Source organism: Peribacillus sp. B-H-3 (genome assembly GCF_048572925.1).
In the GTDB taxonomy this organism is placed as follows: Bacteria; Bacillota; Bacilli; order Bacillales; family DSM-1321; genus Peribacillus.
This window is the reverse complement of sequence record NZ_CP183879.1, coordinates 990,001-1,015,719: the sequence shown is the minus strand read 5'-3', so window position 1 is coordinate 1,015,719 and position 25,719 is coordinate 990,001. Positions and strand designations below refer to the sequence as shown.

General features: G+C 42.4%; 22 protein-coding genes, 2 rRNA genes and 2 pseudogenes (1 of these 26 only partly in view). 12 read left to right on the top strand and 14 right to left on the bottom strand.

Annotation, left to right across the window (positions count from 1 at the left end; translation table 11 throughout):
• Positions 1–109 precede the first annotated feature (109 nt).
• From ACN6MY_RS04980 to ACN6MY_RS04955, 6 genes are all read left to right on the top strand, one after another.
• A complete protein-coding gene (locus tag ACN6MY_RS04980) occupies positions 110–253 on the top strand; it encodes a hypothetical protein (protein WP_419882996.1) in 144 nt (47 codons plus the stop codon).
• Positions 254–524: 271 nt separating this feature from the next.
• Positions 525–815, top strand: a complete 291-nt coding sequence (locus ACN6MY_RS04975) for a TspO/MBR family protein (RefSeq protein WP_419882995.1) — start codon at positions 525–527, stop codon at positions 813–815.
• Between the two features lie 482 nt (positions 816–1,297).
• Positions 1,298–3,085, top strand: a complete 1,788-nt coding sequence (locus ACN6MY_RS04970) for a LytS/YhcK type 5TM receptor domain-containing protein (protein ID WP_419882994.1) — start codon at positions 1,298–1,300, stop codon at positions 3,083–3,085.
• Complete coding sequence (locus tag ACN6MY_RS04965) at positions 3,060–3,794, top strand: LytR/AlgR family response regulator transcription factor (RefSeq protein WP_419882993.1); 735 nt, start codon at positions 3,060–3,062, stop codon at positions 3,792–3,794. Before ACN6MY_RS04970 ends, ACN6MY_RS04965 begins: the two co-directional genes overlap by 26 nt.
• Positions 3,795–3,937: 143 nt before the next feature.
• The gene (gene cstA, locus ACN6MY_RS04960) at positions 3,938–5,752 is read left to right on the top strand and encodes a carbon starvation protein CstA (RefSeq protein WP_419882992.1); all 1,815 of its coding nucleotides are present in this window, start codon (positions 3,938–3,940) and stop codon (positions 5,750–5,752) included.
• Between the two features lie 198 nt (positions 5,753–5,950).
• The gene (locus tag ACN6MY_RS04955; protein WP_419882991.1) at positions 5,951–7,576 is read left to right on the top strand and encodes a PAS domain S-box protein; all 1,626 of its coding nucleotides are present in this window, start codon (positions 5,951–5,953) and stop codon (positions 7,574–7,576) included.
• Positions 7,577–8,417: 841 nt separating this feature from the next.
• On the opposite strand, the gene ACN6MY_RS04950 is transcribed toward ACN6MY_RS04955, so the two are convergent.
• Positions 8,418–8,654, bottom strand: coding sequence for a hypothetical protein (locus ACN6MY_RS04950; protein WP_419882990.1), 237 nt, complete (start codon positions 8,652–8,654; stop codon positions 8,418–8,420).
• A 557-nt stretch (positions 8,655–9,211) separates the two neighbouring features.
• On the opposite strand from ACN6MY_RS04950, the gene ACN6MY_RS04945 reads away from it, so the two are divergent.
• Together ACN6MY_RS04945 and ACN6MY_RS04940 are read left to right on the top strand one after the other, a co-directional pair.
• Positions 9,212–9,508 carry a hypothetical protein gene (locus ACN6MY_RS04945; RefSeq protein ID WP_419882989.1) on the top strand — a complete coding sequence of 99 codons (297 nt, stop codon included), beginning with the start codon at positions 9,212–9,214 and terminating at the stop codon, positions 9,506–9,508.
• Between the two features lie 139 nt (positions 9,509–9,647).
• Entirely contained in the window at positions 9,648–9,800 is a 153-nt protein-coding gene (locus ACN6MY_RS04940; RefSeq protein WP_083392062.1) for a YpzG family protein, read from the top strand.
• 54 nt (positions 9,801–9,854) lie between these two features.
• Here the strand turns inward: ACN6MY_RS04940 and ACN6MY_RS04935 are convergent, their stop codons facing one another.
• Entirely contained in the window at positions 9,855–10,757 is a 903-nt protein-coding gene (locus ACN6MY_RS04935; protein WP_419882988.1) for a LysR family transcriptional regulator, read from the bottom strand.
• 160 nt (positions 10,758–10,917) lie between these two features.
• On the opposite strand from ACN6MY_RS04935, the pseudogene ACN6MY_RS04930 reads away from it, so the two are divergent.
• From ACN6MY_RS04930 to ACN6MY_RS04920, 3 genes and pseudogenes are all read left to right on the top strand, one after another.
• Positions 10,918–12,371: pseudogene (locus tag ACN6MY_RS04930) on the top strand (aldehyde dehydrogenase family protein).
• Positions 12,372–12,860: 489 nt separating this feature from the next.
• On the top strand, positions 12,861–13,277 hold the full coding sequence (locus tag ACN6MY_RS04925) for a universal stress protein (RefSeq protein ID WP_071350528.1): 417 nt from the start codon (positions 12,861–12,863) through the stop codon (positions 13,275–13,277).
• Positions 13,278–13,438: 161 nt separating this feature from the next.
• Complete coding sequence (locus ACN6MY_RS04920; RefSeq protein WP_419882987.1) at positions 13,439–13,921, top strand: hypothetical protein; 483 nt, start codon at positions 13,439–13,441, stop codon at positions 13,919–13,921.
• 48 nt (positions 13,922–13,969) lie between these two features.
• Here ACN6MY_RS04920 and ACN6MY_RS04915 read toward each other — a convergent pair whose 3' ends face one another.
• From ACN6MY_RS04915 to kynU, 8 genes and pseudogenes are all read right to left on the bottom strand, one after another.
• A complete protein-coding gene (locus ACN6MY_RS04915; RefSeq protein ID WP_419882986.1) occupies positions 13,970–14,392 on the bottom strand; it encodes a group-specific protein in 423 nt (140 codons plus the stop codon).
• Between the two features lie 48 nt (positions 14,393–14,440).
• Positions 14,441–14,845 (bottom strand): annotated as a pseudogene (locus ACN6MY_RS04910) (HAD family hydrolase); the annotation flags it as partial.
• A gap of 168 nt (positions 14,846–15,013) precedes the next feature.
• The gene (locus ACN6MY_RS04905; protein WP_071350531.1) at positions 15,014–15,337 is read right to left on the bottom strand and encodes a hypothetical protein; all 324 of its coding nucleotides are present in this window, start codon (positions 15,335–15,337) and stop codon (positions 15,014–15,016) included.
• A 114-nt stretch (positions 15,338–15,451) separates the two neighbouring features.
• Positions 15,452–15,739, bottom strand: a complete 288-nt coding sequence (locus ACN6MY_RS04900) for a DUF3817 domain-containing protein (protein ID WP_071350532.1) — start codon at positions 15,737–15,739, stop codon at positions 15,452–15,454.
• A gap of 155 nt (positions 15,740–15,894) precedes the next feature.
• The gene (gene kynB / locus ACN6MY_RS04895) at positions 15,895–16,518 is read right to left on the bottom strand and encodes an arylformamidase (RefSeq protein WP_419882985.1); all 624 of its coding nucleotides are present in this window, start codon (positions 16,516–16,518) and stop codon (positions 15,895–15,897) included.
• A gap of 42 nt (positions 16,519–16,560) precedes the next feature.
• Entirely contained in the window at positions 16,561–17,397 is an 837-nt protein-coding gene (gene kynA, locus ACN6MY_RS04890) for a tryptophan 2,3-dioxygenase (RefSeq protein WP_419882984.1), read from the bottom strand.
• 29 nt (positions 17,398–17,426) lie between these two features.
• Positions 17,427–18,749, bottom strand: coding sequence for an amino acid permease (locus ACN6MY_RS04885; protein WP_419884075.1), 1,323 nt, complete (start codon positions 18,747–18,749; stop codon positions 17,427–17,429).
• A gap of 79 nt (positions 18,750–18,828) precedes the next feature.
• Positions 18,829–20,115, bottom strand: a complete 1,287-nt coding sequence (gene kynU, locus ACN6MY_RS04880; RefSeq protein ID WP_419882983.1) for a kynureninase — start codon at positions 20,113–20,115, stop codon at positions 18,829–18,831.
• A 234-nt stretch (positions 20,116–20,349) separates the two neighbouring features.
• Here kynU and ACN6MY_RS04875 point away from each other — a divergent pair, with 234 nt between their 5' ends.
• Positions 20,350–21,462, top strand: a complete 1,113-nt coding sequence (locus ACN6MY_RS04875) for an NAD(P)/FAD-dependent oxidoreductase (RefSeq protein WP_419882982.1) — start codon at positions 20,350–20,352, stop codon at positions 21,460–21,462.
• A 65-nt stretch (positions 21,463–21,527) separates the two neighbouring features.
• Here ACN6MY_RS04875 and ACN6MY_RS04870 read toward each other — a convergent pair whose 3' ends face one another.
• From ACN6MY_RS04870 to ACN6MY_RS04855, 4 genes are all read right to left on the bottom strand, one after another.
• A complete protein-coding gene (locus tag ACN6MY_RS04870) occupies positions 21,528–24,005 on the bottom strand; it encodes an EAL domain-containing protein (RefSeq protein ID WP_419884074.1) in 2,478 nt (825 codons plus the stop codon).
• 186 nt (positions 24,006–24,191) lie between these two features.
• Positions 24,192–24,464 carry an HU family DNA-binding protein gene (locus ACN6MY_RS04865; protein WP_071353067.1) on the bottom strand — a complete coding sequence of 91 codons (273 nt, stop codon included), beginning with the start codon at positions 24,462–24,464 and terminating at the stop codon, positions 24,192–24,194.
• A gap of 587 nt (positions 24,465–25,051) precedes the next feature.
• Positions 25,052–25,168: ribosomal RNA gene (gene rrf, locus ACN6MY_RS04860) — 5S ribosomal RNA — on the bottom strand.
• 189 nt (positions 25,169–25,357) lie between these two features.
• Positions 25,358–25,719: ribosomal RNA gene (locus tag ACN6MY_RS04855) — 23S ribosomal RNA — on the bottom strand (it continues 2,570 nt past the right edge of the window).

Here is a 25,719-nt window from a genome sequence, read left to right as displayed (position 1 = left end):
CAATCGGCTTCTTGCCCCCCTGAACGCACTTCCAATTTTTTTCAGGTTTTAAAAGGTTCATAGAATGGGAATACTGTTATTATAAATCATAAAATAATAGGAGGTAATCATGATGAACGAAAAGAATGAAGTGAGGTTTTCTGAATTTATCAACGCAGAAAGGTTCGAATTAACTACATACCTGACACACTTATTCAATCAATCTCAAAATTATGCTCCTGCTGAATTAGATAATGAACTATTAAATAACTAACTTATCCATTCTGCATGGCATAATAAAAAGCGAAAGCCCCTTGATCAGCTCATTTGATTGATTCCAAAGGCAAGGTTCTTATTAATTATAAGGGTTTGTTAAAGCGTTGTTGCTTTCTGTACTTTGTTGATTGGAGCGGAAATCAATAGGCAAGTTTAACAGAGCGAATCAAAAAGAATTCAATATTTCATGTTGAATTCTTTTTGTATGCACTAATTTTGCTGATTAGGCGCAACCCAAAAAGTTGTTTATTCTATGCTGGAGGCAGAAGTTGGACTACGGAATTTCCGCTGATCTTGGGCTTAATTTTTTATGGTCCTTTCTATTCTTTAAGTGGGGGCTTAGAGGCACAGCATTTGTGGAAATCGCCCTTTTCCTGAGCGTTCTGACATTGACAGCATATGAATTTCATCCGCGTGACAAAATTGCCGGCCTTGCCATGATGCCTTACGTGGCCTGGGTTACCTTTGCCTTTTGGGCTAAACTATTCCGTCTGGAATTGAAGGATTGTGCTCTTTCAAGGCCGTTTTATTTGCATTTTCGTTTTCGGGCTTACTGGTAAACCGCGGAGCTTTGCCCTCCAGTTTGTATCGTCCCCTATGCTGTATGCTCATGCTAAAGAACCCTGATTTACCGCTACCCCCAGACATATCGCCACCCCATACAATAGCTCTCACCATACCATCACTAACCAAAAGCATTCTGCAAACCCAAAGCATTCCCCATAATTCCCTCCCTGTTTACCAAGATCATATTCCTTATACATTCCTTTGGCTTTACCTTTTATTTATTTTCGAATTTTACAAATGTATAAATTATTATTATATACAGACTGTCCGTTTCTTCTGCTATAAAAAGTGCAGCCTAAATATCTCCAATTTTCTTCAAAAATCGGCGCTTAAATTTTTTCAATATTCGACAACTATTTCTTTACTATTGTAAAATAAAAGGGAAACTTCCCCCGCTGATGTTTAGTTGAACGAATAAAGATATTTCTCCCAGTTAAAAGGGGCTAAAATTTTCAGGAAATGAAAGGAGCAGGCCATGATCAATTTGCTCCCTCTAATGATAGAAAGAGTAGGCATTATTTTAATTGCAGTATTCCTTCTTTCACAATTCAAGCCATTCCGGCGTATTATTCACAATGAACAAGGACTGAAGGAAAAAGGATTTCTCATTCTTGTATTTGGCGCTTTTGCCGTTATCAGTAATTATACGGGCATAGAAATACATCAAAGTTTAGTAGGCAAAAGCAATTGGCTTTATAACCTGCAGCCTGATAGTGCGATTGCCAATACGAGAATTATGGGAATCGCCATTGGTTCACTGCTTGGCGGGCCGCTTGTTGGGCTTGGCATTGGCCTGATTGCTGGAATCCATAGACTTCTGCTGGGGGGATTTACAGCGGAAGCATGTGCTGTCTCAGCCATTTTAGCCGGGGTGGCCGCAGGATACCTTGGAAAAAAAAATAAAGGAGATTCCTCAATACAGCCATGGTATGCGGCAGCTGCAGGCTGCTTAATGGAAATTGTCCAAATGGCGATTATCATTTTGGTGACCAGGCCCATTGAACGTGCCTGGGATCTTGTTCAAATGATCGGAATCCCCATGGTTGCCATTAATGGCTTTGGGACGCTCCTGTTCATGCTGATCATTCAATCTATACTGAGAGAAGAAGAACGCACAAAGGCCCTTCAGACAAATAAAGCGTTTGATATTGCAGACAAAACCCTTCCATATTTCCGGCAAGGCCTTAATCCTGTTTCCTGTAAGGAAGTGGCCAAAATCATGCTGGAGCTTACAGATGCAGATGCTATTGCAATTACAGATTCACACAGTGTTCTTGCCCATGCCGGCGCAGGCTCAGATCATCATGTTCCCACAAAAGGATTTTCTACCGAACTGACAAAAAAGGTACTTATGCAAGGCACCATCTTGACAGCAAAGAGCCGGGAGGAGATTCTCTGTTATCATAGTGATTGCCCTCTGAGGGCAGCAGTTGTCCTTCCTTTGAAAGTTCATGATAAAACAGCAGGCACACTCAAGCTGTATTTTAAAAACCCGAATTCCTTAGGGAAAGTCGAACATGAGCTGGCTGAAGGACTAGCCAAATTATTCTCTGCACAACTGGAGCTTGCGGAAGCAGAACGACAAAGCAAATTGCTGAAGAATGCCGAAATCAAGGCCTTACAATCACAGGTACACCCTCATTTTCTCTTTAATGCCATTAATACCATCTCTGTTTTATGCAGGACAGATGCGGAGAAGGCCAGAAAGCTTCTATTGGAGCTCAGCCAGTTTTTCAGAAGCAACCTGCAGGGTGCCAGACAGATGTTTATTCCGCTTGATAAGGAGCTGGAGCATGTAAAGGCCTATTTATCACTGGAGCAAGCCAGATTTCCGGATAAGTATCATGTTGCTTTTGACATTGAACCCGGTCTGGAAAAGTGCCTGCTCCCTCCCTTCACCCTTCAGCCTCTTGTAGAAAATGCAATCCGCTATGGCTTTTTGCATTCCAATGCCCCAGGCGAAGTCCAGATTACTGCCTGTGCCCAGGAAAACCGGCTGCATATAGATGTAACGGACAACGGACAAGGAATATCCCCTGCCAAGCTTGAGGCTCTCGGAAAAAAAGAGGTACATTCCGAGCAGGGTTCAGGTACAGCACTGGTTAATATCAGGGAACGTCTGGAAGGAATGTACAACTATGACGCCAGCTTTGAAATAAGAAGCCTTGAAGGAACGGGAACCTCGGTCAAGCTAAATATACCGCTTGAAATTTTACAGAAAGGTGGAAATGAACGTTATGCTGAAAGCCCTCATCACGGATGACGAACCGCTGGCAAGAGATGAACTGAAATACCTCCTGCTTCAGACAGATCAAGTAGAAGTAATCGGAGAGGCAGGCACGATAGATGAAGCATTAAAAAAGGCAGAAGCACTGACACCCGATCTTGTTTTCATCGATATCGAGCTTTCGGGGGAAAGCGGCATCTCACTGGCTGAAAAGCTCAAGATGATGGATCCGGCACCTGCTGTCGTTTTTGCTACAGCTTATGATGAATATGCGCTGCAGGCTTTTGACTTAGACGCAGCCGATTATCTGTTAAAGCCTTTCGATGAAAATAGAATAAAAAAAACGATAGATAAAATTTCGGGCTTAAAGACAATAGGCAGTTACACTGAAACAAACAAACCAAAGTTAACTGCTGAAAAGGCCGGAAAGCTTGCCATCATGACCGCCGAAAAAATTGTCATGGCAGATATCGATTCAATCATCTATGTAGGGACTGATAATGGAACGATCATTAAGACTCTAAACATGGAATATAAGGTGTCCGAACCGCTGATCATTCTCGAGAAAAAACTCAGCCAGCCATACTTTGTAAGAGTTCACCGCAGTTATCTGGTGAATATGAATCATATAAAAGAAATAGAGCCATGGTTCAACTCCACCTATAACCTCATCATGTCAGACAAATCAAGAATTCCTGTGAGCCGCACCTATGTTAAGGAATTAAAAAGTCTGCTTGGGTTTTAGCTATGTTATGTACAAGAAATGTAACTCAGCAGAATCATTCTGCATTTCAGCCTCCATTTCCGGCATGTCGCTTTGAAAACGCTATCACACTCTATTTCATGGGGTATAGTTAGCGTATAACATCGTAACGGGAGGCATGAGAAATGAATGCAATTACTATGGTTGTCGGGTCGATTTGTATATTAATGATTGCTTATCGTTTATACGGCACATTTATGGCTGCTAAAGTACTAAAACTGGATGATTCCAAGCAGACACCTGCACATGCCTTGGAGGACGGAAAGGACTATGTACCGACAAACCGCTGGGTGACTTTCGGGCATCACTTTGCAGCTATTGCTGCTGCCGGCCCTTTAGTCGGGCCAATCCTTGCCGCCCAATTCGGCTATCTCCCCGGCTTGCTCTGGCTGCTGATTGGCGCCGTCATCGGCGGTGCAGTTCACGATGCCGTTGTATTATTTGCATCGATGCGGCAGAATGGCCAATCACTTGCCGAAGTGGCAAAAAAAGAATTGGGGCCTGTAGCCGGCTTCTGTACAGGACTTGCTATGCTTTTCATCATAACCATTACGATGGCAGGGCTTTCCATGGTCGTACTTCATGCACTGGAAAACAACCCCTGGGGCACGTTTTCCGTCGGTATCACGATTCCCATCGCAATGGGGGTCGGCATCTATCATAAGAAAACCGGAAACTTAAAAGGAGCTACCATTGTTGGTTTTATCCTGATTTTGGCCGCAGTTTTTTCCGGACCATACATACAGCATTCTGCTCTCGGTGATTTTCTGAAGCTGGATATTACCTCACTATCCATCATTCTGCCAATTTACGCATTTTTTGCGGCAGCGCTTCCTGTCTGGCTTCTTTTGGCACCTCGTGATTATTTAAGCAGCTTCATGAAAATTGGTGTCTTTATAGCACTTATCGCAGGTGTCTTTATTGTAAATCCAAGTCTGCACATGCCTGCATTCACGGAATTCATAAAAGGCGGCGGCCCTGTTATGAATGGTCCTGTCTGGCCTTTCATCTCCATTACCATTGCCTGCGGGGCAATCTCGGGGTTTCATGCCTTTGTGGGTTCAGGCACGACACCAAAAATGCTTGACCGCTGGAGCGATATTAAACCAATCGGCTTTGGAGCGATGCTCGTAGAGTGCCTCGTCGGGATCATGGCCCTGGTTGCTGCCACAGCGCTGCATCCAGGTGACTATTTCGCCATTAACTCTGCACCGGAAGTTTTCAAGACACTCGGAATGAATACTGTCAACCTCGGAACGTTAAGCAAAGAAATCGGCCTAAATCTTGAAGGGCGCACAGGCGGAGCTGTAACGCTTGCTGTAGGAATGACATATGTTTTCACGGATATCCCGTGGTTTTCAAAGCTTGCATCCTTCTTCTTTCAATTCGTCATTATGTTCGAAGCACTATTCATCCTTACTGCCATCGATTCCGGTACAAGGGTTGCCCGTTATATTATCCAGGACTTTGCAGGGGCATTTTATAAACCTATGAAAAATACAGACTGGCTTCCGGGGAACATATTCGCTAGTGCATTAGCATGCTTATTATGGGGCTACCTGTTATTTTCCGGAGATATCGGATCTGTTTGGGCATTATTTGGTGTTTCCAATCAGCTGATGGCATCCATCGGCCTGATTATCGGAGCTACCGTTATCCTCAAAGTGGCTGATAAGCGAAGATATATGCTGACATGCCTGATTCCGCTGGCATATTTGTATATAACCGTGAACTATGCAGGTTACTGGATGGTGAAAAATGTTTACTTAAACACAGATGCAGCAGGTTACAGCGTGCTCAATGCCGTACTTTCCATCATCATGCTCGTACTGGGTGTGGTTATCATGATAGCGGCAGTGAAAAACTGGCTGCAATCGTGGAATGGGCAGTATCGTTTAACAGAAGATACCCCCCCTCACTACAGTAAAGCTTCTTCATGATCAAGCGGGCAGAGCTATTCTGCCCGCTTTTTACTTATCTTTTTCAAAGCTCCGCTAAACCTTCTAAGGAAAAATTGCGGATCAAGCAGAGTCCCTTTCGCACGATGTATATCTTTTCCATCTTTTTTCTGTTAAAATGTATATTTGAAAATAATTTTATTATTAGTACAAGTGTTTGGGAAATCGAGGGAAACAATCATGATTAAACATAACAATTCGCTTATCTATATTTTATTGGGTATTGCCGTTTTCCTGCTCTTTGACTTCTCTCTCCTCTTCTTTTTTCAACAGTTGAATGGGATAGCATTCATTCAATTTATCCTCAGTGCTATATTCATAGTATTCTCTGGAATTATGCTGCATTTTTTTATTGCTGCCAGGAAAAAATCAGACGGACTGGATGAAGACCAGCAGCGACTGCAGACCTTAATCAACTCAATGGTGGATTTTGTTAATTTCAAGGATGGAAATGGAAGATGGATAGAAGCAAATGACTTTGGCAGAAGGCTATTTGAGCTGGAGCATGTTGATTATAAAGGTAAGAAGGATTCTGAGTTAGCCAATTATACAAGCTTTTATAATGAAGCATTGCTCTATTGCGAGATTTCTGATGAAGAAACCTGGAAAAAAGGTTATATAACACGCTGCGAAGAAAAGATCCCCCTGCCTGATGGAGAGACTAAAACCTTTGACACCATTAAGGTTCCCCTTTTCCATGAAGATGGTTCCAGAAGGGCTCTAGTGGTCATTGGAAGAGATATTACTGAGCGGGTAAAGGCTGAAAAGAAATTATCCGACAGCCAGCAGCAGTATAAATCCCTATTTGATTATAATCCTGATCCTGTTTTCATGATGGATCTGCATGGAAATATCACCAACGTCAATCCCAAATTCAGAAACATCACAGGATCCTCCCATAATCAGCTTTCCGGAGTCTGCATCAGCAATTTTATTGCAGATCACGAAGATAGAATTAATCTGAAGCGTTCAATTGATTACGTAAAAGAAAGCAAAGCCGGCATTACAAGCGGGGACTTCCGGTTCAATTCGGTAAGTGATGAGGTCTTCCTTTTATCCTGCACATTCGTCCCTATCCTGATTGATGGAGAAATGGCCGGGATTATCGGTTATGCCAAGGATGTCACAGCCATGCGGGAAACTGAAGCCATCCTCAGGAAAACAGAAAAGCTATCGGTTGTCGGCGAGCTTGCCGCGAGTGTAGCCCATGAGGTCCGGAACCCGTTAACTTCCCTGAAAGGCTTTGTTCAGCTATTGAAGGATAATGAAACACAATATCAAAACTACTACTCAATCATGTTAAGCGAGCTTGATCGAATCAACCAGATTGTGAGCGAACTTCTTGTACTCGCCAAACCGCAGGAATCGCATTTTAAAAAACACAATCTTATCCAGCTGCTAGGCGATGTGACTACCCTTCTTGAGCCAGAGGCTGCCTACTACAGCTCTGAGCTTCTAATTAATGCAAAAAAAAGCATCCCGCCCATTTCCTGTGAAGCGAATGGTTTGAAGCAGGTTTTCATTAATATTATTAAAAATTCAATTGAAGCCTCCTCCCAGCATGTCTGGATTGACTTTGACACCAAAGGCGACTGGGTGATCATGACCATTAAGGATGATGGCTGCGGCATTGAGGAAGACCGGGTCAGGCATTTAGGCGAGCCTTTTTATTCTTCCAAGGAAAAAGGCACTGGCCTTGGATTGACTGTCAGCTACAGGATCATAGAAGCTCATAAAGGTAAAATGACCTTTCAAAGCGAAATCGGAAAAGGCACAGAAGTACAAATCTGTTTGCCTATTCATTAAACAGGCAGACTCGATGAAATGCGCTTTTTCCATTGTTTAAAAAAATTGACAAACCAAAACAAAGCCGGCTGCTTATCGCAGCCGGCTCCTATTATATCAGCGGATTACAAAATCTCATTTTTCATTTACAGGGATATTGACATAAAGAGTCTTTGATTTTTTTTCAAAGAAATATGAACGGATATGACCCGTCATAAGGTCAAGGGACTTCTCGGCTTTGTAAGCATGGCTGAAAGACGGACCATTCTAGGCTGTACTGCGTTGTGGAGCTTCAGCGTATACTGCTTTATGCTTAAATGATAGTTTCTGACCAGCTTTCTTTGGCTGAATGCACTACTCTGTCCCTGTTTCTTAACAGTAAATACTGTTTTGTTGAATCTTGAAGTATTTTGTGGTTATACAGCGCTGTATAACTTAAATATTTATTAAAACATCATAAAGAAATGTTTTTGTAAAACAAGAGCGGACAATGTGCCTATACATCAAACCAGTTAGAATCCTTAATCGCTTAACTTGATATTCAGGAACGTTTTACTGCAAAAAAACAATCCCATTTGTCTATACTAGTCAAAGGGAACCTCTGCTAAACGGATGATTAATATGGGTTTTATCCCCAAATAAATAACGCGGAGTATTTCTCATGCTTCTGTAAAAAAGATACTGAGTATTCCCAGATTCCGGTGGAAGACGCTTATTTTCTTCAGCATTTCCAGTGTCCACCGCAGGCGCAGTGAGGAAGCCCACCGCCTGCTCCGCGGAAAACAAACACCTAGTTTCATAACCGCAAAGTTTACAAAAACAGCAAAAAAAAAACCGCACATTTATGATTGCTCATGAATGGTCAGTTTTCATGGCATTTTGCAAGCTGGAGCATAATCATATCGGCCGCTTCATGTTCGTCGAAACAATAGACCACTTGCTGCTTCTTTATAAGATTTAAATGATATATTGAAATGTTATTGTCATATGACACAGACACAATATCTTCTTGATTAAGTTTAAATGTATGGACAACTGCGCTTTGAGACAATGGTCTTTTAGAAAGCTCCTGCACCATGCCTTTTATAAGCTCTTTCATTAAATCGCCCTTTCTATTATTAGGAGGGACTCCATTCAATAAAAGTGACCCGTAATAATATTTAGATTTTTCTTAATATTAACACCACAGCTGCCAAGATGATATAAACAAAAACCGACGATAAGGACTGAAATTTGTCAAAAAGCAGATCAAGCGGCAGAAAGAAGGGGAATCATGCGTTATTTAGTTATCTCTTTTTCATTAATGATCTAAAATAAAGCTTTTATCAGCCCGAATCTTCCTAGCCAGCCTGATTTTATGGGCAGTTATCTCCAGCTGGATCTCCAGACAGCTCTCAAATATTAAACTGAAATCTATTCCAGTTCCCAAGCAGGTTATTTTCCGCGACAGCTAGTACATGTAATAGGAAGGTTAAAATATCCTTTTTGTGGTATTTTTCAAATTTACACATACCATATGCACAAGTCTTTACTACCATTTTTTTATATCACAATAATTCTGGGGCGAAATTTGATTGAATCTGCTGATAAGGGGTATGGAAATATAAAGAAAATTAAAACATTTTAAAAATATGCCCTGAAAGAAGGAGACGGCAAATGGAGAAATGGACATTCGACAGGCTGACCACAAATGAGATGAAGGACTTGCTTACTCTCTATATTTCCCCGTTTAAAGAAATGGCTATAAAGGCCAATCGAAAAGAACATATAAAAATCAGCAAAACAAAGGCCATTAATTTGCTCTTAACACATTTAAGTAAAGAACAGCTTAACGACCTGCTTGTTAACCTGCAGTATATCAGCAAAAAAAACTTAAATGACTGTATGTATCTTCAATATATTTTGACTGGCATCGTCTTCAACGATCTTCATAATATCAAAAAAGAAGCTTAAGGGTACTTCACTAAACATGATTTAATCCACATGAATAGCTATGTATTTTTTTCAGGCATTTATCACATACTCTTAAATGATATTGATGCAATATCAAAGATTTCCTGCTATCCAATCCTAATGATGAGGTGATCTTAGAATGAGTTATAGAGAACATCTAGATCCGCATTCACAGCAGTTTCACCATAATTGGACAAGACCTAAGCGTTCAAACTCTCAAGTAAATGGACATACTGCGATGTCGCAGACAAACATTATACTAAGAAGCAATGCAAAGGCTCACAGGTGGTAAAGGATAGTAAGATACAGGAAAGAAGACAGCTTAATGTCTTCTTTCTTGCTTTCTCTAAAGGTTTCTTGTAATCCTGGAAGAGATACCAGCAAAATAATCAATCACATGCTCAAAGAAGTTCGAAGCAGCAATAGAAGGATGCCTTCGTTTGGATCTTCCGGCACCAATGGTCCGCTCGCAAACAGGTTTTTTAATACGCAGCAGGGATACGGACTTATGGGGTGCTATATGCCAAATCAAGGCTGGAACAAAGGCAACTCCAAGCCCTTGCTGAACCAGCCTTGCAATCACCATCGTTTCATCTCCCTCAAAGGAAATTCTAGGAACAAAGCCTGCTTCCCGGCAATAATAATCCGTAATGCTTCTCACTCCCAATCCGGTATTTGAGCTGATGAATGCCTCATTTTTCACTTCCTCTAGATCAATACTTTCTCTTCCTGCTAAATGATGATTTTCAGGAACCATTAAATAAATCTCCTCCGTTAACAGCGGAATCCATTCAATGTCTGAGCCTTCAATCGGTGTAGAAGAAATGCACATATCTATTTCCCCTTTTTCCAGCAAATGGACCATGGATTCATTTCCTGCTACCAGCTGCTGAAAAAAGACATTTTTATGCTGTGCTAAAAACGAGCTGATTAAATCTGGCAAGATACTGGGGATGGAGATAGCAAGCTGCACCATTCCGAGATGAAGTCCTGATAAATACTCCAGTTCCCTCTTGGCTTCTCCAAGCTCCATGAATATACGATCTACTCTTGTTAAAAAGGTTTTTCCGTAATGATTCAGCTTAATCTGCCTCCCTTTACGGTCAAATAATGGAACACCTAAATCTTCCTCAAGGCGGGAGATTGTTTTGCTTAAAGATGGCTGGGCAATCTTCAGCTCCATAGCTGCATGTGTCATATGCTCAAGCCGTGCCACGGTTTGAAAGTACTTAAGCTGTAATAATTCCAATTGTTTTCAACTGCTTTCTCTAATAGACTTGATACTATTATTATATAATGAATTATGTATTATACACTATTGGTATAACCCTCTATAATGACTAGTGAAGTCTCCTTTAACCCGATAGAAGATAGATTCCAATAAGCATAAGTCCTAGGAGGTCAAATAGATGTTAAACAAATATTCTAAGCAATTTATAAACGGTGAATGGCGTAATGGCAGCAGCCAATTAATGTATGATAACGTCAACCCATTTGATAAAGAGGTTATTGCTTCTGTTAAATTATCAAATAAAGAAGATGTTAATGAAGCTTATGAAGCTGCCAATCAGCACAGAAAACCTGGGCAAAGGTCCCTTCTGCAGAAAAAAAAGAGATCCTTTTTCGTGCAGCAGAAATATTCGGGGAACGAACACAGGAAATCATCGAGATTATTTCAAAAGAAACAGGAAGCTCCGTATTGAAGGCAACAGGTGAAGTCATCAACATCATCGAAATGATTAAAGATGCCGCAAATTACAGCGAACGCATGGAGAATCCCGTCTCTCTCCCTTCAAGCATGCCAGGCAAAGAAAGTCTTGTTTTCCATAAGCCTGCAGGTGTAGTGGGCATCATTTCTCCATTTAACTACCCGCTATTTCTCTCAATGAGGGCAGTTGCACCTGCTATAGCGGTAGGCGATGCCGTTGTTCTTAAACCTGATTTGCAAACGCAAATTTCAGGCGGGTATATCATTGGAGAGGTTTTTGAGCAGGCAGGGCTGCCGAAGGGTGTCCTGAACGTGCTTACGTTTGCCATTGAAGAAGTCGGGGATTATTTTGTAGAGCACCCTATTCCCCAGGTTATTTCCTTTACTGGCTCAACAGCAGTCGGGCGCCATATCGGAGCTTTGTGCGGCCAGCATCTCAAAAAGGCAGCCTTAGAGCTTGGAGGAAACAGTCCCCTTGTAGTATTAGAGGATGCCGATATAGATCAGGCCATTGATGCAGCGATTTTCGGCAAATTCATTCATCAAGGCCAGATTTGCATGATAACCAATCGTATTCTGGTCCATCGCAAGCATTATAAGGAATTCGTTGACCGTTATGTCCAAAGAGCGAGTGAGCTTCCTTATGGAAACCCTGTTGATCCGAAAGTCATTATCGGACCAATCATTAACGATAACCAGCTCAAGAAAATATTGAACATTGTAGAAGAAGGAAAAAAAGAAGGAAACAATCTTGTATTGGAAGGAAAGCATGCTGGAAATATCCTTACTCCTTTTGTATTTGCTGATGTAGACAACAAATCAAAACTGGCTCAGACAGAGATCTTCGGGCCTGTAGCAATCATTATTCCTTTTGACTCGGAAGAAGAGGCTCTTGAGATGGCCAATGACACAGAATATGGACTGTCAGGTGCAGTCTTCACTCAGGATTTTGAGCGTGGAATAGAGTTTGCCCGTCAAATTGAAAGCGGAATGGCTCATGTTAACGACCAGACTGTTAATTCTTCTCCTAACGCCCCATTTGGCGGAGAAAAAGCATCCGGGCTCGGCCGATATGGCGGAGAATGGGGATTTGAAGAATTCACCAGTGCCAAGTGGGTCACTGTCCAAAGAGAAGCAAGAAAATACCCATTTTAAGTAAAAACTCCAAAAGAGGTTTCTAATACGCATCGCTTATTTATTGTTAGTACAGAATAAACTGGCCAGTCCTTAATTTTTTAGGACTGGCTTCTTTCATGCTCGACAGCACTATTTTTTCTTTGGCTGTTTCATAAACTTTGTTGCTATGGAACAAGGGGATGATTTCCGCTCCAGAATGCTCGCTCCAATCGAATCGATTAACAATGGAACGCCTCAAAGAACTCATTAAAAAACAACAATCTTTAAGAAAAGAGCCTCTTCCTTTCACCCCTAAGTATTATTCCATGTTTCAAGAATTAACAGGCTGGCGGTTAGGTGTAGAGGATTTAGGGTATATTTTCCCTGAAGGAACATTTCTGTTATACATATTTATAGCGTTTAATTCTTAACACAGCCCTGTTACAGCTCAAATACATTTTGGCAAATTGTGATAGGAGCGGAAATCAGCATTCATGAATACAGAGCATTATAAAAGGAGGAGTTTATATGTATAAAAAGATTTTAGTAGGATTTGATGGTTCTGCATCTTCATCACGGGCTTTGATGCATGCAGCATCACTCGCAAAAGCATTGAACTCAGAAAAATTGTCCATTCTTCATGTGACAAGAAATCTTCCGCTGCAGGAACCAGCTTACATGGATCTTGATCAATTAATGGATGAAGAAAATCAGGATATCCTAAAACCTGCTATACAATTTTTGTCTGAATCAGGCATTTCGTATGAAACACATAACTTTGAAGGAGATCCCTCACAGATTATCAGAGATTTTGCTGCAGAGCACCACTATGATGCAATTGTGATGGGCACCACCGGAAAAAGCATCATTAAGGAAGCCCTGCTTGGAAGCATAAGCCACCGTGTTGCCCAAAGTGCAGAGTGTCCGGTTATCATTGTGAAGTAAGCACTCTTTTTTTAACTGCGATAAGTCTCCCCCTGCATTATTGCTGCAGGGTTTTTTTTATGCTGTCCATTCTTCCATCAATCATCTATCGGAGCCCGGGGCATATACTCTTTACAACCTGCCATTTGAGGGAATCGTCAATTAAGGAAGGCGGCACAATCATGATAAACATCCTGCTTATTCCATTGATAACCACGATATTCACTACACTTTTACTATATATAAAAGAGAACTCACAAGGAAAAAGATTAAAAAAACAAGTAATCAATGAACAAAAGCTAAAAGAGGTATATAACGAGCTGTTCAGCATCAGTTTGACTCATATGGAGAAGCTCAAGAACAGCTTTTATACGGCTTCAAAAGGAGCCCTTGACGGGGCAATCATTCCTGAAGATGATATCCCTGTCATTCAGGATGCGGAAAAATGGAATGACCTTATTAACAGGATCCGGGCAATCGTCCATAAAAACCTTCATTTGCTGGAGAAAGACGACCTCAGTAATTGGCACCAGATTGAACTTATAGAACTCGATGAAAGATTCGGCGCAAAAGCTCCCCTGCAGAAATATAGGCAGCTTCAGGCTTTCCTTGAAGAAATCACTGTGAAATATAAAAAGCTGTATAATATGTACCACGAGTATTAATTCAGTCTCTGATGCAATAAAAAGAATTTTCTTTGGGGTTTTAATGCATTACTGATAGTCCGGTACTAATTCATGTTTTAACAAGTGAAGCAGAAAGTCATCTAAGCTGCCTGTAAACTTATTTACTCCTGAAATATGGTAAAACGTACTTGATTCAGCGGGATCATTAATCTCATCTGAAGGAGAATACAAATATAAGGGTTTGCCTAACCCGAGTGCAATGCCTAACTCAATATGACTTCCTTTCCCTCCTGGCAGAAGAATAATTACAAAATCAGATTCCGTAACAGCCTGCTTTTCTTCTTCTCCTATGCTTTGCAGCTTATCAAGAGTATCTGCTCTTTCATTTTCAGTCCAATCATAGGTGTGTATAAATCCTTTAAGTATTAGTACTTTTGCAACGCGTCTAACTTGTTTTATATTTTGAAAACTTGAACCGATGTAAAACTTCATTCCTTCATCCCCTTTCATATACATCCAGAATACTTAACACCCGTTTTAGCAGGCCAATTAATTTTTTTATAAGGTATCAGCCAGATGCAGCAGCTCTTTTAAAACATTCATCACATAGTCATCTGTGAACAGGCTGCCCAGCAAGCCACTAACTATCCATATAGCATTCAAACCTGCATTCCTGGCACCTATTACGTCATTCTCCAGATGATCTCCAACATACACGCTTTCTTTTGGGCGAACATATAACCTTTCTAATGCTCTAATAAAGATTTCTGCTTGAGGTTTTTTAATTCCTTCTTGTTCTGACACCAGAATGATATCCATATGCCCCTCAATCCCTAGGGCCTGAATATTCAGCATTTGGAATCGAGTGAATCCATTTGTTATGATGCCTAACAATATTCCTTTATTTTTAAGCTCCCTTAACACATACTCCATATTAGGAAAAGGGATGCAGCAATGGTGAAACCGACCGCCCCGCGGAAAGCGAGCATCCCGGGGCGGAAATCACCCCACTTGTTCAATAGCAGCAAAGTTTACGAAAACAACCAAGGACAATAATGGTTGTGTATCGATAACGGTCCAGAAGACCCTTGAGCAGGCAGGATTAACAAAGCCATAAAAAAAGAGGAGAATTTAATTCTCCCCTAATCTTAAGCCGACGTTATATCCTTCCAGCATAAACTTCAATCTATTTTCTCTGAGATAGTCTTTAACGGATGCATTTATTTGCTGCTTCACTTCTTGCTGCCTGCTCGGATCCATCTCATTCATCCAATATTCCTCAAAGTGCGCAGTGCCTTTTATTACCCCATTCACTCCTTCATTATCGAGCCAATGGATAAAGACGAAATCCCCAGTCACAGAGCTGGTATAGTCATCCGCTGTGTATAAACCGAGAAAAATATAGCGGTTTTGCTCCTTTTCTAATCTGCTTTCGATAATCTGTGCATGTCCCATTGTCTGCCTCCCTTTTTTCTCATTTTACTGTATTCCCCGCTGAAAAGTAAAAAAGTGAGCTTATGCCCACTTCTTGAATTGTTGTTTTTTGAGACGCTGTATAATTTTTTTTACTCAATCTTTTGGCAGGCGCCCATTCAAAAGAAATGTACCGAAAGGCAGCAATGAAGCAGTAAATGCTCCTAACACTCGAATTAGGGACCATCGATGCTTGCTCCATACCCCAATAAGGGCAAGGACAAATAGCACAAACAATACACCGTGGGCCATTCCGAAAATCCTGACAAAGATAGGAACATGTGCAAAATATTTTAGCGGCATGGCAATAAAAAGCAGAACTAAATATGAAACGCCCTCAATCAGCCCAATTCCCCGGAGAAATCCTATGTGCGATTTCCACATGCTTGTTCATCCTCCTTTAATATGTTTACTGTTAAAATACGGCATTTGGATGCATTTTATTCTAACAAAATAACCGAGCACTCCATATCAGGTTCAACTGCCATTTAGCAAAACAAAAAAGCCAGGATTTCCTGGCTTTTTTCGCTGCCTGTAGTCTACAATTCTCTCAAAACCGCCCGGACCGGACTTCCATCTGCATCCGCTAAATAAAGAGGCAGGGCTGCAAGTTCATAATCTCCGGGAGGCACCTTATCAAGTACGAGCCCTTCTAGAATATGCACCCCATTTTTTGAAAGGGCATGATGTGCAGGCAGTTCCTTGCTGTCTATTGGATCTACAGAAGGCAAATCAAGGCCAAGCAGACGGACGCCTTTATCCGCAAGCCACACGGCCAAATCCGGTTCAATCGGCGGGATCGAATCGGGGAAAACACTTCTGTCCTTCCAGGAGCCCGTATAAATCAAGAGGCGCATCACTCCCTCTAGATTAAACTGGCTAACATCCAGGGTGGATATGGAATTCCTGCCAAGGAGATGAATGACCCGGGCTTTTCCGATATACAGCTCTAAATCCAATTCACCCGTCTTTTTTCCTTCATCGTCAAAATGAAAAGGGGCATCAATATGTGTGCCGGTATGTATACTCATAGTCAGCTGTCCGACATTAACAGATCCGCTTTCTTCTTTTGTCCAATTCCGCTGATAGGAAAACGCAGTATCTCCCGGCCAAACAGCAACCCTTTCATTAAGCTTCTGGGAAATATCTATCCATTTATTCATTTGGATACCTCTCCTTTTTTGAACTCGCGCTGCGGATTATTTCTATAACCGGGTTCTAAGGCTCCATATTTCAGGAAAAAACCCCTGGTCCAGCACTCTTTTTAAGTAGGTCACTCCTGAAGATCCCCCTGTGCCCTGCTTATGCCCAATAATCCGTTCGACCGTTGTCATGTGGTTAAATCGCCAAATTTGCTGCTGGCTGCCGATATCTGACAGCTTTTCTCCCAGTTCATATAAATCCCAATACTGCCCGACATTTTGATAAACAGTAAGCCATGCATCCTCTACACTTTTATTATGCTGATAGGGCTCAGAATAATCGCGATTAAGCACATCTTCATCTATGTGCAGCCCCTTATGGGAAAGTGCCCCGATGGCAGCATCGTAAATGCTTGGCGCATGCAGGGCTGTCTGCATAATTTGCATCAGTTTTTCATCATGCTGATAGACAGATAGCATTTTAGAGTTTTTGCTGCCAAGTGCAAATTCGATGAGCCGGTTTTGATAGGATTGAAAACCGGAGGAATGTCCTAGCTTGTCCCTGAATTCCATATATTCAGAGGGTGTCAGGGTAGACAGGACGCTCCAGGATTGGGTCAGCTGCTGCTGAATCCTCGACACCCTGGAAAGCATTTTAAATGAAGGCTCAAGATTATTATCCATGATACAATCCGTTGCGGCAGTCAATTCATGAATCGCAAGCTTCATCCATAGCTCGCTTGCTTGATGGATTACGATAAAAAGCATTTCATCATGATGATCTGACAAGAGATGCTGGCTCGTAAGGATTTTATCAAGTTGAAGATAATCTCCATATGACATTTCTTTTTCAAAATCTGTATGGAGTTGATTTTCCTTTCCTTGATTGCCTTTTTCCATCCCGGAAATCCCCTTTTCTGCATGAATGCTTAAACTGATCTGCGCTTTCGCTTTTTACTGATCCAGTAAATCAGTGACAAAAATAAAAGCCATGGAACACCAAACTGAAGCAGAATCTTAAAATCGGTAAACCATGTAGTGACAATGAGGCAAAGCAAAAGAAATGCTCCTAACAAAGGCAGGTACGGATATCCCATCATTCTCACCGGCAATTTCCTCCCGCCATTTCTCTCCCATTGTTGCCTGAAAAACAAATGTGAAACAAATATCATGAACCAGGTAAAAATGGCACCGAACATGGAAATGCCCATCATGAAAGAATAAGAGGTGTCCGGTTTAAGGGCGCTGACAATCCCTGCAAGAAAAATCCCTGCGGTTGAGACAGCCAGCGCATTCTTCGGTACTGCATGTTTATTTACCCTGCCGAAAACGGCCGGAGCCGAGCCTTCGCGAGACAAGGAAAAAATCATCCTTGTCGAGGCATAAAGCTGGCTATTCATAGCGGATAAAGCAGCAGTCAAAACAATAAAATTCATGACTCCGGATGCATAAGGAATCTTTAGTATTTCCATGACCTTAACAAACGGACTCTGATCGATGCCGGCAGACTTCCATGGAACAATCATCAGCATGATCCCGATAGTCACTACATAAAACAGCGAAAGCCTGAACACCGTTGCTTTCAAAGCTTTCGGTACAGCCGTATCAGGATCCTTTGTTTCCCCGGCCGTAACTGCAATTAACTCTGTCCCAAGAAAACTGAATAGGGAAATGAATACAGCTATCCACATTCCTCTTACTCCAAATGGGAGAAAGCCTCCGTCATTTGTCAAATGTCCTGGCCCCATTTCAGCATGTGAAGAACCGGTTAATACATATATCCCCAGCAGAATGAATAAAATAATGGCGCTGATTTTAATCATTGAAAACCAGTATTCAAAAGTTGCAAAGGTATGTACACTTTTCAAATTTACATAGATTAACAGGATGGCAAATAATAAAATCCAGCATATCTGCGGAACTGCAGGAAACCAATATTTCATATACACCGTGCTGGCGCTTATCTCCACACCGACTGCCAGCACATTGGCAATCCAGTACGAATAGCGGACCAGAAATCCCGCCATGGGGCTGACATATTTCTCAGCAATGGTCCCAAAGGAGCCCGAGGTAGGGTAGGCGACCGTCATTTCAGCTAAACATCCCATTAATAAAAGTACAATAAATGCCCCAATGGCATAACTCACCAATACGCTTGGGCCCGCAGTCGTAATGGCAAGGCCGCTTCCCAGGAACAATCCAGTCCCAATGGCGCATCCCATGGCGATCATGGTCAGCTGCTTCGTACTCATTTCCCTTTTTAATCCCGCATTTTCAGGGGGATTCTTACTGCTTTTATATCTATTCAATTTTCATCCTCCCTGCCTTGTCTTAAGCAACCACGTCCCGCTCATTCTTAAAGTTTTCATATTCTTTCTCAATCATGATTTTCTTAAGAATCTGAACTGCCTCCCACACATCTGTGTAGGCTGTATACAAGGCGACCGGAGCCAGGCGAATGATATTAGGAGCCCTGAAATCCGGCACGATTCCATTTGCCTTAAGGGCTTTGCAAATCCGCGCTGCTTCTTTATGTTCCAGGCTGATATGTGCGCCCCTGCGGCTATCCTCCCTTGGGTTACCGATAAAAAAGCCCATATTCCCAAGCTCAAAAGAAATCAGATTCATCAAATATTCATTAATTTGGAGGGACTTCTGGCGTATCCTATCAATTCCTGCTTCACCGAACATCTCGAGCGAACCGATCAAAGGGGCGATGCTAAGCACATGCGGGGTCCCAATTTGGTACGCTCCTGCATTTTGTGCCGGGGTCAGCAGATGCTCCATATCGAATTGTTTGTTTTTATCAGATCCAAACCACCCTGCAAGCCCCGGGCTCCTTCCAAAATGCCTGGAATTCACATAAAGGCCTCCAACGCTTCCCGGTCCTCCATTAAGATGCTTATAATTGCACCAATAAGCAAAATCCACACCCCATTCGCCAAAATAGTGCGGAATGGCTCCTACAGAATGGCAGCCATCAAACCCAATGATAATGCCCCTTTCATGCGCCTCTGCTGTCAGACGTTCCATATCAAGAATCTGGCCGCTTCGGTATAAGACTGTCGGCAATATAATTAACGCAATTTCTTCCGTCATTTGATCAATAATATCATCTTCTTCCAAGAATCGCCCGTCCCTGCTCTTCACCTGCACCAAATTCGTTTTATCATATCCATGCATTTCCAGCTGGCTGTGCATGGCATAAATGTCGGAAGGAAACGTTAATTCATCCGCCAAGATTTTTTTTCTGTCTCCCTTAGGTTTATAAAATGTGGCCAGCAATTGATGAAGGTTAACCGTTGTGGAGCCTGTGACAATCACTTCATCAGGAGATGATGCCCCAACTAAGGGCGCTGAAAGCGCTCCCATTTTTTCTGATAAGTAAAACCAGGGATTGCTTCCCTGTGTCCATCCGTCGATGCCATATGTCTTCCAGTCATTCAGTGTATTAAGCAGAGATTTTTCTGCTCTTTTTGACAAAAGCCCCAATGAATTTCCGTCCAAATAAATGCTGCCTGGCTTTGTATAAAATTCATCCCTATATGCCTTAAGGGGATCATCTCTATCCAAGCTTTGAGCGTATTCTTTTAAATAAAAGCCAGATACTGTATTCATAATGCCCTCCTCTACTTGCCATATTGAAAATCGTAACAAGATTCCTGCATTCAGTCAATCAGCTGTCTATTAAATTTTAGAATATTCCATTTTTTTGATTCAACCATGCATGGATTTCCTCTTCCTTTGGATAAACCAAGGACCCCATGTTATGATAATCTCTATATTTAGCATATTAATGCATTGCCATTGTGAAACATGTGCTGATGCTGATAAAGAAGAGAGTGTCTATTTATGCAGAGATACATAGTGATCGGAGCTGGAATCCTTGGTGCTTCCACGGCTTATCAGCTGGCCAAAAGCGGGGCAGAGGTTGTCATTGCTGACCGTAAAGACAGGGGGCAGGCTACTGATGCAGCAGCAGGCATTGTTTGTCCATGGCTGTCGCAGCGCCGCAATAAAGCCTGGTATAGGCTTGCAAAAGAAGGTGCAAGGTTTTACCCGGATCTGATAGAGTCCCTTAAACAGGACGGTGAAACAGATACCGGATATGCACAAGTCGGCGCGATCAGCCTCCACAGCGATAGCGAAAAGCTTATTGCCATGAAAGAACGGGCATTAAAGCGAAAAGAAGACGCTCCTGAGATGGGTGATATCACTATTCTTAATCCTGAGCAGACAAAGAGCCTTTTCCCTCCTCTTGCAGAAGGAATCGGTTCTGTCCATGTCAGCGGGGCGTCACGTGTTGATGGGCGTGCTCTCCGTGATTCCCTGCTCAGGGCTGCCGAAAAAAACGGTGCTGTTTTTATAGAGGGAGCAGCATCTCTGAATTTTAAGGATAAACAGGTAATCGGGGCTAACGTGAATGGTGAAGTCCTGGAAGGTATGGTAATTGTCTGTGCCGGCGCCTGGGCAACTCAGCTGCTGAAGCCCCTTGGAGTAAATTTTCAAGTCACCTTCCAAAAGGCGCAAATCGTTCATCTAAAGCTGCCTGGGACAAGCACAAAAACCTGGCCCGTCGTCATGCCTCCAAGTGATCAGTATCTGTTGGCCTTTGAAGACAGGCTGGTAGCCGGGGCAACTCATGAAAATACAGAAGAATACGACAGCCGGGTTACGGCTGGAGGATTGCAGGAAGTCTTGAATAAGGCCTTACTTTCTGCACCTGGGCTCGAAAAAGCTTCCTTTCTTGAAGCCAGAACTGGATTTCGCCCCTTTACACCGGGCTTTTTGCCTGTTATCGGTTCCCTGCCAGGCTGGGAGGGAATATTGGCCGCTAACGGACTTGGAGCTTCAGGCCTTACAATGGGACCCTACATTGGTTATCAGCTATCAAAGCTTGCACTCGGGCTTGAAACCGATATAGACCTGGAGCAATATGACCTAAATAGTGCTTTGGAGGCCTAGCCTTCATCAAAACCCCAAAATAAAAAGAGCCAATATGAATGTACGGCACCCCAGAAGTTAGAGCTCTAGCTTTTGGGGTGCCGTACATATGAAATGGCTCTTTTTGCGCTAGGTTTGCAACAGGGGTTTCTGCAGGAACTTCTCTTGAGATCCTCAGCGGAAAGGGGCCTGCTGAACAAATAGCCTTGCACAGTATCACAATCATTTTCTTTTAAGAAATTCAGCTGGTTTTCTGTTTCTACCCCTTCCGCCACTATGTTAAGCTGCATATTTTTAGCAAGGCTGATTATGGAAGCTGTAATTGCTTCATCTGTCCCAGCCGTATTTCCTTCAGACAAATTCCTTATGAAGGACTGATCAATTTTAAGAGTATTGATTGGATAATCCTTCAGATAAGCAAGAGAACTATAACCAGTTCCGAAATCATCTATGGCAATTTCTACGCCCATCTCCTTCAGCTTATTGAACGTATAAATGGCCCGGCTCACATTTTTCATCGCCGTGCTTTCTGTAATCTCCAATTCCAGATATTTCCCCTCCAGATTATACTCTTTCAGAATTGTTTCCAGCTCGCTGAGAAAGCTGTTCTCCATAAATTGCCTTGTTGCCACATTCACAGCCACCTGAAGATGGGAAAATCCCTGTTCATGCCATTTTTTTAGCTGTGCAACGGCCATTCTTAATATTTTTTCGCCTAATGGAACAATTAAACCCGTTTCTTCTGCTAGCGGGATAAAATCTGCAGGAGATACAAATCCAAGCCGCGGATGATTCCAGCGTACCAGCGCCTCCAAGCTTGTCACCTCTTCAGACTTTATATGAATCTTCGGCTGGTAGTGAAGGATAAATTCACCCTCTGATTCAATTCCCCTTCTCATCTCTTCTTCCAATTGAATCTTATCTAAACGGCTATCAATGGATTTTGTGTAAATCTGATAGTTGGACTTACTCGTTTCCTTTGCCAGGTACATAGCTAAATCTGCTTTTTTAAGCAGCTCTTCAATATCTGATCCATCTTGAGGAAAAATGGCAATCCCAATGCTTGCAGTCGTGTATATTTCATGATGATTTAGCGTAAACGGCTCATTCAGAGATTTGAGCAGTTTATCTGCCAGCTGTTCAGCCTCCGAAACATGCTTTATATTTGGGAGAAACAAAGTAAACTCATCTCCGCCCATTCTTGCCAAGAATACATTTGCACCGATGGCCTTTTCAAAACGTGAGGCCATTTCCACCAATAACAAATCTCCATAAGAATGTCCCAGCGTATCATTAATTGTCTTGAACCGGTCCATATCCAGCAGGAAAATGGCAGCTGATTTGCTTAGGTCCATTTCTTGAAGCACCCGGGAAACCTGTTCTCTGAAGGAGCGCCTGTTTGGCAGGGACGTTAAATCATCCTGATATGCCTGCTTATGAATAATCTCCAGAGCCTTAACCTGTTCAGTAATATCTTTAGCGATTCCATAAATGCCATCAATTTTTTTATCGATATAAACCGGAACAGTCGTCACATTCAACATGACAGAATTTCCATTTTTATGGATTGCCTCGATATCAAATCTTTCAGGAATTCCGCTTATCGTATTAGTCAGGTACTTCCTTGCCCGCAATCCCTCTTCTTCAGAAAGCAGAGAATCAAAAGAAAGGTATGGAACTTCTTCTGCAGAATATCCCAATACATCTGTTAAAGAAGGATTAAAACTTAAGAGGCTGCCGGAAGCATCCAAGGAAAAAATGATATCCAGGTTATGCCTTACAAGAGAATCATACCGCTGCTGGCTTTCCTGGAGCCTTTTATTCTGGATGGCCAGCTTTCGGTCCATTCCTGAAGAAAATAAAACAAAAATCTGGATCGTTAGAATGGCGGCACCTATTCCTCCTGCCAGGATGGCTGTATCCATTCGGAACCCGCCTGATGCCATATGATGGACCATTTGTCCCTGGGCACGATAGCTTGCTGCAGCCATTCCTGTATAATGCATTCCAGAAATGGCGGAACCCATCACAATTGCACTTAATAATTTTCCTAAAAAATGATTTCCCGACTTCACCCTGAAAAAAAAGGAGATCTTCAACGCTGCCAAGGATGCAGCGAGAGCAATGAATACGGATAAAGTAACCAGCAGCTTGTTGTAATGGACAGCAGCCTGCATCTGCATAGCCATCATGCCGGTATAATGCATCAAAATGATAGCGGTGCTCATAAATAGCCCGCCGATCAGCAAATGAATATTTGCCATTCTCTCGCGGCTTACGACAAACAAGGCTGTAAACGAGGCTAATATGGCCACTGCAACTGAGAAAAGAACGATTGAAGCATCATAATTAACCATTACCGGCAAACTAAACGCCAGCATGGCCACAAAGTGCATGGACCAGATACCAAGGCCCATTGTCACTGCACCGCCCATCAGCCATAGCTTTTTTGCCCCATTTCGGGCTAAGGTTATTCTGCCTGCAAGATCAAGTGCCGTAAACGAAGCAAATACGGCAATCAATATTGAAAGGCACACAAACCCCCAATTATAATGTCCCTGCATGTACAAATAATTTTCCCCTTTTTAATAAAATCTCTCTATCTTATTTCGGCAGAAATAACGCTAACCTAAAGACTTATGTAAAAATAATATGCTGGCTCTCTCTTCCTTTAATTCAATGACAAGCCTTTAAGAAGGCGCAAAAAAGGCCCATAGGAAAACCTATGAGCCTTTTAAACAGGTATAAGCTTACTTTACAGCTTCTTTTAACTCTTTGCCTGGTTTAAACGCAGGAACCTTGGAAGCTGGAATGTTCAATTCTTCCCCAGTCTGAGGATTGCGGCCCGTACGTGCAGCGCGCTCACGCACTTCAAATGTGCCAAATCCGATTAACTGGATTTTCTCTTCCTTAGCTAGAGTATTAGTAATCGTCTCCAAAAGCACATCCACAGCTTTAGAAGCATCCTTCTTTGATAATTCAGCCTGTTCAACCACTGCATTCACTAAATCAGTTTTATTCATATTAAAACACCTCTTTTTCAATATTTTATGTAGAATCCAAAACATATCATATCTTCTGTGCATTTGTCACTTAATAAAGGTTATTTTCGGGGTTTTGCAAGCATTTTGTTAAAAGAACAACTTATTTTCTTTATTGCCCTATTTATAATGAATTATACAAAATCATTAAAAAACAGGTACTGTAGCCGGTGGTAACAACTCCTGCTTTCTCTAATGAGCATGCCAACGGCAGCCGCTCATTTGTATTTCCCCTGAGCTTAAACTCATTATCTTACCATAAAGAATCAAGCTGTTTCCTATCTATATAAAAAGTAACTCTCTTGTATTAATCAAAATGGCTCACTCCTTGCAGTCCAACTGCAATCGGCGAATGCTTAACTGCCGAATGGCGGTAACCGTAGGATCTCTTTGTCAGCTTCAGCACTTCCGCTCCTCGTGTACACCGTATACGCCGGTGCTCACTTCTTCGATCATCGACCTCCTTGGTTCTCCCCATTCAGGTTTTGGTTTACTGGACTCATTTAGCTCTTATAAAATATCCATTTCTGCACACAAAAAAGACCAGCATCTCTGCTGGCCTCTCGTTTGCTTGGCGGCGTCCTACTCTCACAGGGGGAGAACCCCCAACTACCATCGGCGCTGAAGAGCTTAACTGCCGTGTTCGGAATGGGAACGGGTGTGACCTCTTCGCTATCGCCACCAAACTATGAGGAACGTTGTTCCTTCAAAACTAGATAATAGAAGAAGATTTTGCATTCAGGAACAATACATGCTGTCTGGCTGCGAAAGCCAAACCGTACGGCTGCTTCGCTTCTTCTGTCTGAGACATCCGTCTCTTCCGCCAGAAGCTCCATCATCCTACCGGTTTATGCGGGCTTTCTCCGCTTTTCAATTTGGTTAAGTCCTCGATCGATTAGTATCTGTCAGCTGCACGTGTCACCACGCTTCCACCTCAGACCTATCAACCTGATCATCTTTCAGGGATCTTACTAGCTTGCGCTATGGGAAATCTCATCTTGAGGGGGGCTTCATGCTTAGATGCTTTCAGCACTTATCCCGTCCGCACGTAGCTACCCAGCTATGCCTTTGGCAAGACAACTGGTACACCAGCGGTGCGTCCATCCCGGTCCTCTCGTACTAAGGACAGCTCCTCTCAAATTTCCTGCGCCCACGACGGATAGGGACCGAACTGTCTCACGACGTTCTGAACCCAGCTCGCGTACCGCTTTAATGGGCGAACAGCCCAACCCTTGGG